The organism is Microbacterium wangchenii, from assembly GCF_004564355.1.
GTDB lineage: Bacteria > Actinomycetota > Actinomycetes > Actinomycetales > Microbacteriaceae > Microbacterium > Microbacterium wangchenii.
In genome coordinates, this window is the sequence record NZ_CP038266.1 from 1416654 (window position 1) to 1429737 (window position 13084).

The following is a 13084-nucleotide window of genomic DNA, read 5'->3' on the forward strand; positions in this document are numbered from 1 at the left end:
CCTGCCTCAGGAGATCTTCCGCCGGTAGACGACCTTCGCGGCGACGTACGCTGCGACGAAGATGCCGACGCACCACGCGAGCGCGATCCAGATGTCGCCGCTCACCGGCTGCTGGGTGAACAGATCGCGGATGGTGTTCACGATGGAGGTCACCGGCTGGTGCTCCGCGAACCATCGCACAGGGCCGGGCATCGACTCGGTCGGCACGAACGCGGAGCTGATGAACGGCAGGAAGATCAGCGGGTAGGAGAAGGCACTGGCGCCCTCGATCGACTTCGCCGACAGACCGGCGATGACTGCGACCCAGGTGAGCGCAAGGATGAACAGGAGCAGGATGCCCGCCACAGCAAGCCACCCGAGCACGCCGGCATCCGCGCGGAAACCGAGCAGCAGCGCGACGCCGATCACCAGCACAACCGAGATGAGGTTGGCCATCAGCGAGGTCAGCACGTGCGCCCAGAGCGCTGCCGAGCGGGCGATGGGCATGGAGTGGAACCGGTCGAAGATACCGCCCTGCATGTCGGTGAAGAGCCGGTACGCGGTGTACGAGATGCCCATCGCCACCGTGATCAGGAGGACGCCGGGCAGCACATAGTCGATGTATCCCCCCGAAGCGGAGTCGGGGCCGGTGTCCACGGCGCCGCCGAGCACGTAGACGAACAGCAGCATGATCGCGATCGGCATCACGGCTGTCGTGATGATCGTGTCGGGGCTGCGGGTGACGTGCTTCATCGAACGCCCGGTGAGGGTGGCGGTGTCGCCGAAGAAGCGCGTGGTCATGATGATCCCTTCTCGTCCGCACCGTCGTACCGGGCGCCGCTGTCGCTGTCCGCGCCCACGAGCGCGAGGAAGATGTCTTCGAGGGAAGGCTGTTTCTCGACGTACTCGACTCTGGTGGGCGGCAGCAGTCGCTTCAGCTCGTCCAGGGTTCCCTCGACGATGATCCGGCCCTTGTGCAGGATGGCGATCCGATCGGCCAGCTCCTCGGCTTCATCCAGATACTGCGTCGTCAGCAGCACCGTCGTCCCCCTCGCTGCGAGCTTTTCGACGGCCTTCCACACCTCGATGCGCAGCTCCGGGTCAAGGCCGGTGGTCGGCTCGTCCAGGAACACCACCGGCGGGTTCCCGATCAGGCTCATCGCGATGTCCAGCCGTCGGCGCATGCCGCCCGAGTACGTGCCGACCTTCCGCCCGCCGGCATCCGTCAGTGAGAACCGGCCGAGCAGGTCGTCGGCGATCGCACCCGGGTTCGTCAGGTGGCGGAGCCTGGCCACGAGGACCAGATTCTCCCGCCCGGTGAGGATGTCGTCCACGGCGGCGAACTGACCGGTGAGGCTGATGGACTCCCGTACCTGTGCCGGCTGGGAGGAGACGTCGAAGCCGTTGACGGCGGCCGTCCCCGCGTCGGAGCGCAGGAGTGTGGACAGGATCCTCACGACGGTGGTCTTGCCCGCGCCGTTGGAGCCGAGGAGGGCGAAGATGCTCCCCGGGGCGACCTCGAAGTCCACCCCGCGCAGCACCGCGAGCTTCCCGTACGACTTCTCCAGCGCGTGCACCCGGATCGCCGGCGCACCTGTCGTCCCCGCGGTCATGACCGGCGGCTCCCGTTCTCTGACCCGTTGCCGATGTCGCCGACGACCTTCTCGATGAAACCCGACATCATCCGCCTCTCTCGATGCGCCGCGCCGCCTTTGCGGGGGCCGCTGCACTCAGGATGCGGGGTTGATGCAGGATCAAGGTCAAGCCCGAATCTGCCACGGAGGGGAGGGTGCGACCGAAGACGGCTCGCTGTCGTTCAGATGCGCCCGTGCCGCCCCCGTCGCTCGGGTCAGGCGGTGAACTCGGCTGCCACGGCGTACCGACCGGGACCGGGCCGCGCGATGGCTGCCGTGCGACGGGCGTACTCGACTGCCGCCGGGTCGCTCTGCGTGGCCTTCACATCCTCGGCGCTCTCCCAGACGGCGATGTTGATGACGCGCGTCCTGTCGAGGCTGGCGAGCAGCGTGACCGAGATGAATCCCTGCCGTGTGGAGATGACCTTCTCGGTGCCCTCGATCAGCAGGTCGATCAACTCCTGCTGGTTCGACGGCTCCACCTCGATGACGTTGACGAACGTGACGGGCTGGGACATGTTCTTCTCCTTCATTCGCATCCACGGGACGGGAGGGTCCCTCTCAGTGAGGGAGACGAGACGGTCGTGCGGATTGTCAGGGCGGCGAGCGGCGTGGCGTCTCGCCTGACGTTTCGACGGGTTACGTCGTCCTTGTCTACGCGGCGCGCATCGGCCGGCCGCGAGAGGAGGCGAGTCGTTGAGTCGTTCAGAGCACGGAACCGGGCAGCTCACGGACCGATTGGCGCGCTGGCTGGACGACCGCACCAACATCGCGACGGTGATCTCGTCCTGGCAGCGACGGGTGATCCCGGATCATTGGTCGCTGCTGTTCGGGCAGGTCGCCGTGGCGAGTGCCGTGGTGTGCGGGCTGTCCGGGGTCTTCCTGCTGTTCTTCTACGAGCCCTCGACGACTGCGGTGATCTACGAAGGCGCCTACCGACCGTTGCGCGGTATGGAGGTGTCGAAAGCGTTCGAATCGACGCTCGAGGTCTCGTTCGAGACCCGCGGCGGCCTGCTGGTGCGCCAGCTTCATCACTGGAGCGCGTCGGCGATGATCGCGGCGGTGATGCTGCACATCCTGCGCGTCTTCTTCACGGGCGCGTTCCGGAAGCCTCGTGAGCTGACCTGGCTGCTGTGGATCGGCGTCCTCCTGTCGAGCATGGCGGCCGGGCTGCTGGGCCACATCCTCCCCGACGACGCCCTGTCGGGCACGAGCCTCATGGTGATGGACGGCCTGCTCAGGGGCATCCCGGTCATCGGCACATGGCTGTCGGCGCTCATCTTCCAGGGCCGTTTCCCCGGCGGTGCGATCGCAACCTTCTACCCTGTGCACGTCATGGTGCTCCCCGGCATCATCGTCGTGCTTCTGGTCGCTATCGGCGCGCTGAGCCTCCTGCACCGCCCTCCGCAGTTCCCGGGGCCCGGGCGCACCGAGCACAACGTCGTCGGGCGGCCGATGAAGGTCGCCCTGGTCACAAGCGTCGGCCTCTTCATGGTCGTCTCCGGGATCCTGACCGTGATCGCCGCGACCACCACGGTCAATCCCATCTGGGTGTACGGGCCGGCCGATCCTGCCGTCGCCTCGGCGGGCGGGGGAGCGCTGTGGTACCTCGCGTTCCTCGACGGTGCTCAGCGCCTGGTGCCACCGGGATGGGAGGTGGTGCTGTTCGACCGCACCTGGACACCCGCGCTCCTCGTGCCCATCGGGGCAGCCGGGCTGTTCTTCCTGGCGGCGATGAGCTACCCGTTCGTCGAGGGCTGGTTCACGGGCGACCAGGACGCGCACCACGTGCTGACCAGGCCGCGGGACGCACCGGCACGCACCGGCATCGGCGTCGCGGGCGTGGTCGTCTACGGGGTGCTGTGGCTGGCAGGCGGAAGCGATGTGATCGCGATGAAGCTCGCGCTGAGCAACGAAGGCCTGACCTTCGCCCTACGGCTCACCCTCGTCCTCGGCCCCCTCGCCGCGTTCTCCCTGACGAGACGGATCTGCCTCGGACTGCAGCGCAGAGACCGCGATGTCGCCCTCCGCGGCCACGAGACGGGCAGGATCCTCCGCCGTCCGGGAGGCGAGTACGTCGAGGTCCATGGGCATGTCGGGCCTCTCCGAAGCCAGGACCGACGACGCGAGGGGATATCCCATGCACAATGACCGTACGGATGCGGCGAAGGGACGAAGGATGCCGGCAGGCGCCACATCGCAGCCCGGCGAGCCGCCGGAGTTCGCGGACGCGATCCGCGAACGAAGCGTCCTTCTGGGGCTGAGTTACCGCCTGCTCGGCTCGCTCGCCGACGCGGAGGATGCGGTGCAGGAGACCTACAGCCGCTGGTACCGGCTCAGCGATCACGAACGACGGAGCATCTCGCACCCGCGCGCGTGGCTCATCAAGACGGCCAGCCGCATCGGGCTGGACATGCTCGACTCCGCCCGTGCGCGCCGGGAGCACTACGTCGGCGAATGGCTTCCTGAACCCCTGCCCGCAGTCGGTCGATGGAGCAGCCAGGGGGCGGCGGGAGAGATGGACCCCGCGGACAGGGTGGCCCTGGACGACTCGGTGTCGATGGCGCTGCTCATCGTCCTGGAATCCATGACGCCGGCCGAACGGGTCGCGTTCGTGCTCCACGACGTCTTCCGGTACACCTTCGGCGAGATCGCCGACGTCGTGGGGCGCACACCGGCGGCGTGCCGCCAGCTCGCCTGGTCGGCTCGTCGTCGCATCGGTGAGCAGCAGCGGACGCCCGTCCGGCCCGCCCAGCATGCTGCAGCCGTGCAGGCATTCAAGGCCGCATGGCAGCGGGGGGATCTGGCCGCACTCATCGACGTGCTCGACCCCGAGGCCACGGCCATCACGGACGGCGGCGGCCTCGTATCCGCGTCCCTGGAACCGCTGCACGGGGCGGAGGCCATCGCGACGTTCCTCCTGGGCGTGCGCGATCGTCAGCCCGACCTCATCATCGGCGAGGAACTGGTCAACGGGGAGCCGGGGCTCGCGGCAACCGACGGCGAAGACCGCACGCTCGCCGTGCTCGCGCTCGCCGCGACCGACGACGGCCGCATCGCGCGGGTGTGGGCTGTCCGCAATCCGCAGAAGCTCGAGATGTGGGGCCCGTCGCGCCGACCGGGACGGGATGCAGCGCCGGGGCCATAGTGTGGGGTGAGCACAGGGTTGAGGGGCGCGTCAGGTGCGAACCGATGACGCCGGTCCCGTTCCTGACTGATGTTCACGGGGGTGACGCGTGCGGTTGTTCGGACGCCAGGAGGAGCGGGCGAGGGTCGAAGGCGTCCTGGCGGAAGCGCAGGCCGGCCGAGGCGGCGTCCTGGTCGCCCGCGGTGAGGCCGGGATCGGGAAGTCGACACTGCTGGACTACGCCGGCGCCGTGGCCGAGCCGTCGGGGTTCCGGGTCGTGCGTGCGATCGGCATGGAGTCGGAGCGGCAGTTCGCCTACGCGGCGCTGCACCAGCTGTGTGCCCCTCTTCTGGAGCACGTCGCCGCGCTGGCCGAGCCCCAGCACGACGCGCTCGCCATCGCGTTCGGCACGAAGGCGGGCTCCCCGCCCGACCGGTTCCTCGTCGGCCTCGCCGTCTTGAATCTGCTGGCGGAGAGCGCTGACGAGCGGCCGCTCCTCTGCCTCATCGACGACGCGCAATGGCTGGACCAGGCCTCGGCAGAGGTCATCGCCTTCGCGGCCCGGCGCGTGTACGCCGAACGCCTGGCACTGCTCATCGCAGCTCGCGATTCCGACCACGGCGAGTCCGCACCCTTCGACGGATTGCCGGCACTGACTCTCGGCGGGCTCGGGGAGAGCGACGCGCGGGCGCTGCTGGCTGCGGAGATCCGCATCCCGATCGACGACGCGGTCCGCGATCGCGTCGTCGCGGAAGCACACGGGAATCCGCTGGCGCTGCTGGAGCTGCCGCGGAACTCCCGCCCCGAGATCCTGGCGAGCGGGTTCGGGGCGCGGGAGCGACCGAGCGTCGCACGCCGGATGGAGGAAGCCTTCCTGCAGCGGTCGGCGGCGCTGCCAGGGGAGACGCAAGGGCTGCTCCTGGTCGCTGCTGCCGAACCGACCGGTGAGGTGGCGTTGCTGTTCCGGGCAGCGTCGCACCTCGGCATCCCCCGCTCCGCCGCCGCTCCGGCGGAGAACGCCGGACTGTTCCGCATCGACTCGGCGGTCCGATTTCGTCACCCCCTGGTGCGCTCTGCCGTCTACGCCGCCGCCACGCCGTCCGAACGCCGTCGCGCGCACGAGGCGCTGGCGGCTGCCGGCGACGCACGCATCGATCCGGATCGCCACGCGTGGCATCGGGGGCAGGCCGCCCTCGGCCCGGACCAGGACGTCGCCGACGAGTTGGAGCGCGCCGGCCACCGGTCGCTCGCCCGCGGCGGTATGGCGGCGGCTGCTGCGTTCCTCCAGCGTGCGGCCGAGCTCACGCCCGAACCCGCGCTGCGCACACAGCGGGCGACCCTCGCGGCGCAGGCGAAATACGAGGCGGGCGCGGCGGACGAGGCGTTGACGCTGCTCGCGCTCGCCGCGCAAGGACCGCTCAGTCCTTTTGAGGCGGCTCGGCTCATTCTGTTCCGCGCGCACACGACCTTCTACCTCGCGCAGGGCAACGATGTCCCCTTGGAATTCCTGGATGCTGCGCGTGCGTTGACGCCGCTTGAGCCGAGGATGGCGCGGGAGTCTTTTCTGTTCGCCCTCAACGCCGCCATCATCATCGGCGGCGATGTGCGCGGCGCCGCCGAGGCCGCCCGGGCCGCACCTCGCGCGCCGGAGCCTCCCCGGCCCCTCGACCTGCTGCTCGACGGTCTCGTGTCGATCTATACGGAGGGCTACACCGCCGGTGTGAGCCGGCTCCGGGCGGCGCTGACATCGTTCTGCGACGAGGAACTCGATAGAGACGCCGTCGGGCAGACCGACAGCGACCGCTGGCTGTGGCTCGCGAACCGCACGGCCCTCGCGCTCTTCGACGACGATCTGATGCACGACCTGGCGGTGCGCAATGTCGCCATCACCCGCAAGGCGGGGGCGTTGGCGACCCTTCGCGCCGCCCTGGTCTCGCACTCCGTCGCCCTCGCCCTGAGTGGCGACTTCACCGGTGCGGAGGCGATCGTGGCGGAAGCCGCGGCGATCGCTCGCGCGACAGGGGCGGCCTCCCTGCGGTACGGGGACCTCATCCTGGCGTCGTGGCGCGGACGGACGGCGGAGACCACCGCGCTCCACCGGGAAAGCGTCCGGGGGAGGGAGGAGGGTCGGGGAGCGGAGGTCACGCTGGCGCACTACGCGCTCGCCGTGCTCCACAACGCCACCGGCGAGTTCCTTCCCGCCCTGACCGCGGCCCAGCGCGCGGTGGAGTCCGATGAGCTCGCCGTCGTGAGCCTGGCTCTCCCGGAGCTCGTCGAAGCGGCCGCGCGGTCCGGGCGCCTGGATCAGGCTCGCGCAGCCGCCGACGAGCTGGGCGTGCGAGCGCAGGCGAGCGGCACGCACTGGGCGCGCGGTCTGGCGGCCGGTGCACAGGCGCTGATCGCCCAGGACAGCGATGCGGAAGGGCACTACCGCGAAGCGATCGAGCAGCTGACCGGTTCCCGCGCCGCGGGTCACCTCGCCCGAACCCACCTCGTCTACGGTGAATGGCTCCGCCGGGAAGGCCGCCGCCGCGATGCGCGCGAGCAGCTGCGTACGGCGCACGACATGCTGACCGACATGAGCGCGGCGGGGTTCGCCGAACGTGCGGCGAAGGAATTGCGCGCCACAGGCGAGCACCCGCGTGCACGCGCATCCGCGCCCGGCGTGGTGCTGACGGAGCAGGAGCTGCACATCGCACGTCTGGTCGCCACCGGAGCCACCTCCCGGGAGGTCGCCGCGACGCTGTTCCTCAGTCCGCGGACGATCGAGGCTCACCTGCGGAGCATCTTCCGGAAGCTGGGCATCACTTCCCGTCGCCACCTCAAGGAACTGCAGCTCTGACCTGGGCTCGATGCCTCAGGACCCGGCGCCGAGCTTGACCCGGTCCCGACCACAGGGCGTGGACTGAGATCGACGGAGATGAGGTCGATCGAATGTCCTGGAGCACACGAGAGCTGGCGGAACTTGCCGGAACCACGGTCAACGCCGTGCGGCACTATCACCGGATAGGCCTTCTCGACGAACCCGAGAGAGGCGCCAACGGCTACAAGCACTACGGGAGCAGCCACCTGCGGCAACTGCTCCACATCCGGCGTCTGAGGGAGCGCGGCGTTCCCATCGCGGAGATCCCCCCGGACGCCGAATCGCACTCAGACGAGCGGATGCTCCGCCTGATCGAGGCGGATCTGTCGGCGAGTATCGACCGGCTTCAGCTCGCGAGGGCCGAGATCAGGGCCATGCTCTCCGCCCGTGGCGACGGCGCCGGCGACGCCGAGTCGAGCGCCGCGGCGACGAGGTGACTCAGGTCGATGGATACGGTCGGCGGCAGGGCGATGTCACCGGGGCGGGGCACGTACATGGGGCTCTCCTGGGCTGGGCTGGCGGGAACGCCGTGGGTGAGTTCGGACGAGTCTGCGGGACGCGGTCTCTAGTCGCCGCCGAAGAGCCCGCCGTCGAGGAGCCAGTTGTAGCGCAGCCGCAGCGCCCGCTCGGTGCTGGCGGCCAGCGTCGCCACGAGGAGTGAGATGTTCACCCACCCGGGGAGTTGGACGGGGCTGGAGAATGTGCCCACCGTCTCGGCGACCGGAGGGATCTGGGTGATCTGCTCGAGAATCTGCGGTATGCCGAGAACGAGGGCGACCGCGAGGACGACCATCGACGCGACGCCCAGGGTGCGGCTGACCCCGGGGTGCGTTCGATCCAATCGGGCACGCCGTCCCTCGGCGGAGGAGGGATCGGGGGAGAGCTGACGCTCCCTCCCGTCGAAAGTGACGTAGTGACTCCGTTTGACCCCGAAGGCGCTCACGGCGACCTCGATGGTTCCGCCGGGCACCGGAAACGCTGCCGGGACTTTCGCCGTGGCCTGGTGCACACCGTCGAGGTACAGTCGTGCGCGCACCACGCTGTCGGCATCGCCCCCCGGACGGACATCCACCGACCAGGTCTGCAGTGATCCGTTCCCGCCCGCGAGCTGCAGATGGAAAAGGGAGCGGGAGAACGCCTGCCACCAGCGGTACCGGGGCAGTCGCTCGCCCCCACCGAGGGTGACCGGCTCATCGCGCGACATGGGATGTCCTCTCCACTCCGCTGGGGTCAGACGCCGACGACGAAGGTGAGTGCGGCCCACACCGAGACGGTCGTCACGGTCGTCCAGAAGATGATCGCCACCGCCTGCCAGAGCAGAACCCATGCGCGGGCGACGCCGCTGCCGACGAGGATGGCGGAGGTGATCTGGGTCGGGATGGCCAGGGGACCCAGGATGCTCGCGCCGGGGACGCCGAAGCGGACGAGCCACTTCTTGAAGCGCGCCCGCCCCTTGGATTCGGGCTTGGCGGAGGTGATCTCATCGAACGTGTCGGCCGGCTCATCGAAGCGTGATGCCTCGGATGATCCTGCCCCCACACCTGCTCCCACCCGGATCGGTCGGCGGGTGGCGACGGCGGTGCGTGCCCCGGACGTGAGCAGCACCACGAGGAGCACGCTCACGAAGTTGCCGATGGCCGCGGCGATGCCGGCGACCAGGGGAGGGAGGCCGCCGATGATGCCGATCGTGGCTCCCAACTCCCCCTCGAGGAAGGGGATGGCGGCGGCGAGCATCACGATGAGGGGCTGAACGAGTTCGGGCACCTGGCTCACGAGCTGTTGGAAGTTGCTGACGAGTTCCTGCAGGGGATTCATGGCTCCGACTTCTTTCTTCGGGACGGCGGATCGGGAGATCTCTCGACCCGGTGCCCAGTAGAAACCGTGTTCTCAGAACCAGGTCAAGAGGTGTGTCGCACGGACGGCGAAGCGTCGTCATCCGCCGAGCGGTGCGCGGAAAGCAGCTCTTGCGCAAGCAATCCCGCGCGCGCGAGCACGTCGAGCTGGGCGGGGTTGTACAGCTCGGTCACGGCCTGGATGAAGGTCTGTCGGGTCACAGGGGCGCTCTTGGACAGGTGCCCCGCCGGATCCGACAGCCACGGGTACTCGATCAGGTTCTGCGCGAGCGAGGGCGCGAGCTTCTCGGCGAGTTGCTGCCGGGTGACCTCGTCCGCATCCGCGGGGAGAGCGCCGATCTCGTCGCCGACGGCGCCGGCTTCGGCATCCACTTCGACCATGCGCCGCAGATCCGCCATCGCCTCCTCGTCGTAGAGCTGCGAGTAGATGTGGATGATCGAACTGTCGGCCTCGGACAGGTGCGAGGCGACGGACGCGAAACCCGGGGGCGCGTCGGCGGGGGCTCCGTCATCCAGGATCGCCGCGATGTCGGCACGGGCCTGCTGCAGACGTGCGATGTTCTCCGCCAGTTCGGCATCCAGCGCGTGCAGCACCTCGGGAGTGTTCTCCCCACCTGCGCCGACCACTCCCACCTGCGACAGCGGCACCCCGAGGTCGGCCAGCCGCCGGATCCGCAGCAACCGCACCAGGTGGCGCACGCCGTACTGCTTGTAGCCGTTGTACCTGCGATCGGGTTCGTCGAGCAGACCGACCCGGTGGTAGTGACGGACGGTGTTCACGGTCGTGCCCGCCAGGTCGGCGAGCTCACGTGTGCTCCAGGCCATGCGTCGGCCCTCCTCAGCGCGCAACCGGGCCGCGCGTCCCGGCTGCGCACAGCAGGGTGCCACCCAGCGCCGCGGCAAGGCTGATCGCCCCGGCGTAGCGGGTCGCACGCTCGCTCCCGGGCGCGGCCGGCCGGGTCAGGGGATGCGGCGTGGTGTCGCGTGTCCCGGTCAGGGCGCCGGGCCGCGCCGCCGGCCTCCGCTGCGTCGTCAGGGGTTCTCCGTGTTCTTCGAGCATGCAGCCACGATGGCAGTGGCACCGGCGGCTTCGCGTCGGTAGCTCACCCTTATTTCCACCGAGTGGTGAGAACCGGGTTCATCACACGGCGGGCTCCCGACCGTCAGCGCCGGCGGGCGAGCATGCGTTCCTCCACGTGCCACGTGCGCGCCTCGTCGTCGGAGTACTCGCCCAGCCACACGAACCGGTCGGGGCCGATCTCGGTAAATCGCCACCGGAGGAAAGGCGCGTCGTCGGTGCTGACGAGGTGGATCTCGTCGCCCACCTCTCGGCCGATGAACTTCCGCACCCGCCCGTTGACCGGCTCCATCCACGTGGATCGCCACGCCCCCAGCACCTCGTCGAAGAATCTCACCGTCGTGCCGTGGAAACCATAGGGCGCCTCGCCGGCGCCCGGCTGCCCGGGCCCCGGCACCGTCCACACGTCCTGGACCGCGCGGCCGCCGAGCACCCAGCCGAAGTGGACCTCGCCGACGGCATGATCCGGCGCAGCCGGGTCACCCGGTCGCGACCACTCGAGCCGCCACGAGCCGATGAACCGGCCGAAGGTCTCGGATGATGCGTGGTCGGGCGGGCGGCTGAGCAGGTGTTCGTTGAGGGGAGTCGACATGCGGTGAGGATAGGCGCGCCCACCGACGTCCGGGTGGCGCGCCCGATAGCGTGGGAAACCCCGGCCACGTGCTGATCCTGCAGAGCGGAGACACCATGACCGAGGCTCACCCACCGTCGCGCGCGCCCTTTTTCGCCGGGCCCCGGCGTGGCGCAGCGATCGCCGCCGCGATTCTCGGCGCGGTGGGTGTGGCCGGCGGAGTGGCCGCGGTCGTCCTGGACCTCGGCTGGGCGGTGTGGGTGGCGTCGCTGGTCGTCGTCGGACTGGCGCTCGTGTGCGCACTGAGCGGAACGCGGCGCTCGGCCCTCATCGGCCTTGTCGCCGGCGCCGCTGTGGTGGCTGGCGGATGCATCGCGATCGATGTTCAGCCGCCCGTGCCGTCGGGCTCGCGGGTGCTCGCCGGCATCTCGCCCAGCGAGGACGTCGACGACTACTGGGAAGTGGGCGGCACGGGCGACGTGCGCGTCGTGGTCGAACGGGATCGGAACGCCCTCGTCGGGTACTCCCCGGACGGGTCGGTCCTCTGGGTCAACGACGACGCCGCCCGGGCGCCGAGTTGGTCCGCCGTCTCGGCGGAAGACTCGGTCGTGGTGTTCGCCGATGGGACGTCGGAGGGATCGGCGATGTCCGTCTCCACGGCGACGGGGGAGACCGAGTGGTCTGCCGAGGTCGGTGATGCGGAACCCTTCTCCGCGAACGCCGACGTCGTCGTCTTCACCGACGGAGAGCGCACCCTCGGCGTGGACCGCCGCACGGGCGAGGGCGTGTGGGAGGCGGAGTCCGGGGCGGTCGCGAGCAGCGGGGGTAGATCGTCCTTCAACCCGCGCCGGTGGACTCCCGAGGCTCAGTGGATCGTCCTGTCCGACGCGGAAGCGGGCCGGCACACCGTCGTGGATTCCCGCACGGGGCAGACCGCCACCACCGTGGAGCTGGCGGACGATTCGCACAACGCGTGGGTGATCGCGGGCGACACGTTCGTCACGTTCGGCTACGAGGACGACCGGCCCGTTGCCGTGGGCACGCCGCTGACGGGCGGTCGCGGCTGGACGACGGAGATCACCGGTGGCGACTGGCTCGAGTCGTATGAGCCGGTGGGCGGGGATGTGCGTCTGGTGAACCGGGCCTCCGTGCAGTGGGTGGACGGGCGTGACGGCGAGCTCACGACGCGGGAGCTGCCGACGGGATGGACGATCGACACCCGCGGCGACATCGACGGCGCCACGGTCCTCGTCGTCCAGCATCGCGACCGCGACGATGACTCCGTCGTCATCGGCCTGATGGATTCGCGCACCGGCGATCTGACCCCGCTCGATCCACGGGTGCGAAAGGTCACCGTCGTCGACTCGACGGCGGGCGGGACGCTCGTCCGGGTGGGGTATCGCGACGCCGTCGGCGGCACCCACGATCGCACGGTGCTGATCCCCGACCCGGGTCTGTCTCCCTGACGCGGCGAGGCTCAGCCTCGCAGGCGCGTCGCTTCCTCGCCGAGCACGGCGGAGAGCCCGTTCAGGCGCAGGGCGATGCCGCCCCGCAGGTGCGGAAGATCCGCGCTGCCGTCACCGGTGCGGACGAGGAAGGCGACCTGCTCGGTCCAGGTCAACAGCGTGGCGGCGGCGGCGTCGGCCAGGAGCACGGTGACGAGGGACGCCCACCTCACGACGTCGTCGATGATCGACTCGTAGGTGAAGACGATCCGGCTCCCGGGAACGATGTCGAGATAGTGCGACCGGTACTCCAGTGCCTCGGGTGCGCTGTCCATGCTCCGGAAGTCGCTGTGCGCGTCCTCCCCGCCGCCGGCGCGGAAGTCCCGGCGCATCCGCGCGCCCGACCCGGGGAGGCGGAACCACCGGCGGTACACGGCCTTCCCGGCGTGCCGCGAGGCTCGCGGTGGTGCTCATCGACGACACCGCAGACGGTTCGGAGATTCCGTGTGCGCCGGCCGGTGGGCGATTCGTTAC

The 13084-nt window shown here is 69.9% G+C and carries 14 protein-coding genes; 5 read left to right on the top strand and 9 right to left on the bottom strand.

The genetic code is table 11. The features are described from left to right. Positions 1–6: 6 nt before the first annotated feature. The 3 genes from E4K62_RS06640 to E4K62_RS06650 all read right to left on the bottom strand — a co-directional run bounded on the left by E4K62_RS06640 (position 7) and on the right by E4K62_RS06650 (position 2131). Complete coding sequence (locus E4K62_RS06640) at positions 7–780, bottom strand: ABC transporter permease (protein ID WP_135065184.1); 774 nt, start codon at positions 778–780, stop codon at positions 7–9. Then, a complete protein-coding gene (locus tag E4K62_RS06645) occupies positions 777–1592 on the bottom strand; it encodes an ABC transporter ATP-binding protein (RefSeq protein ID WP_135065187.1) in 816 nt (271 codons plus the stop codon). Before E4K62_RS06645 ends, E4K62_RS06640 begins: the two co-directional genes overlap by 4 nt. A 236-nt stretch (positions 1593–1828) precedes the next feature. Further along, positions 1829–2131 (bottom strand): antibiotic biosynthesis monooxygenase, encoded by a 303-nt coding sequence (locus E4K62_RS06650; protein WP_135065190.1) that lies wholly within the window; start codon positions 2129–2131, stop codon positions 1829–1831. A 178-nt stretch (positions 2132–2309) separates the two neighbouring features. On the opposite strand from E4K62_RS06650, the gene qcrB reads away from it, so the two are divergent. From qcrB to E4K62_RS06670, 4 genes are all read left to right on the top strand, one after another. Beyond that, positions 2310–3764, top strand: a complete 1455-nt coding sequence (gene qcrB / locus E4K62_RS06655) for a cytochrome bc1 complex cytochrome b subunit (RefSeq protein ID WP_240742843.1) — start codon at positions 2310–2312, stop codon at positions 3762–3764. Beyond that, positions 3754–4761: an RNA polymerase sigma factor SigJ gene (sigJ, locus tag E4K62_RS06660; RefSeq protein ID WP_240742844.1), complete on the top strand. Its 1008-nt coding sequence runs from the start codon at positions 3754–3756 to the stop codon at positions 4759–4761. The genes qcrB and sigJ overlap by 11 nt, the downstream gene beginning before the upstream one ends. Before the next feature lie 88 nt (positions 4762–4849). Next, a complete protein-coding gene (locus E4K62_RS06665) occupies positions 4850–7582 on the top strand; it encodes an ATP-binding protein (protein ID WP_135065193.1) in 2733 nt (910 codons plus the stop codon). A 92-nt stretch (positions 7583–7674) separates the two neighbouring features. After that, entirely contained in the window at positions 7675–8040 is a 366-nt protein-coding gene (locus E4K62_RS06670) for a MerR family transcriptional regulator (RefSeq protein WP_135065196.1), read from the top strand. A gap of 128 nt (positions 8041–8168) precedes the next feature. On the opposite strand, the gene E4K62_RS06675 is transcribed toward E4K62_RS06670, so the two are convergent. The 5 genes from E4K62_RS06675 to E4K62_RS06695 form a co-directional block, all read right to left on the bottom strand. After that, positions 8169–8807, bottom strand: a complete 639-nt coding sequence (locus E4K62_RS06675) for a hypothetical protein (protein ID WP_135065199.1) — start codon at positions 8805–8807, stop codon at positions 8169–8171. Between the two features lie 26 nt (positions 8808–8833). Then, on the bottom strand, positions 8834–9418 hold the full coding sequence (locus E4K62_RS06680) for a small multidrug efflux protein (protein ID WP_135065202.1): 585 nt from the start codon (positions 9416–9418) through the stop codon (positions 8834–8836). Positions 9419–9501: 83 nt separating this feature from the next. Beyond that, positions 9502–10281 (bottom strand): MerR family transcriptional regulator, encoded by a 780-nt coding sequence (locus tag E4K62_RS06685; protein ID WP_135065205.1) that lies wholly within the window; start codon positions 10279–10281, stop codon positions 9502–9504. Positions 10282–10294: 13 nt separating this feature from the next. Next, positions 10295–10516: a hypothetical protein gene (locus E4K62_RS06690; RefSeq protein ID WP_135065208.1), complete on the bottom strand. Its 222-nt coding sequence runs from the start codon at positions 10514–10516 to the stop codon at positions 10295–10297. Between the two features lie 103 nt (positions 10517–10619). Then, the gene (locus tag E4K62_RS06695; RefSeq protein WP_135065211.1) at positions 10620–11126 is read right to left on the bottom strand and encodes a hypothetical protein; all 507 of its coding nucleotides are present in this window, start codon (positions 11124–11126) and stop codon (positions 10620–10622) included. Between the two features lie 95 nt (positions 11127–11221). Between E4K62_RS06695 and E4K62_RS06700 the strand changes: the two genes are divergently transcribed. Next, positions 11222–12571, top strand: a complete 1350-nt coding sequence (locus E4K62_RS06700) for a hypothetical protein (RefSeq protein WP_135065213.1) — start codon at positions 11222–11224, stop codon at positions 12569–12571. An 11-nt stretch (positions 12572–12582) separates the two neighbouring features. On the opposite strand, the gene E4K62_RS06705 is transcribed toward E4K62_RS06700, so the two are convergent. Continuing rightward, positions 12583–12984, bottom strand: a complete 402-nt coding sequence (locus E4K62_RS06705; protein WP_261799163.1) for an SRPBCC domain-containing protein — start codon at positions 12982–12984, stop codon at positions 12583–12585. Positions 12985–13084: the final 100 nt, after the last annotated feature.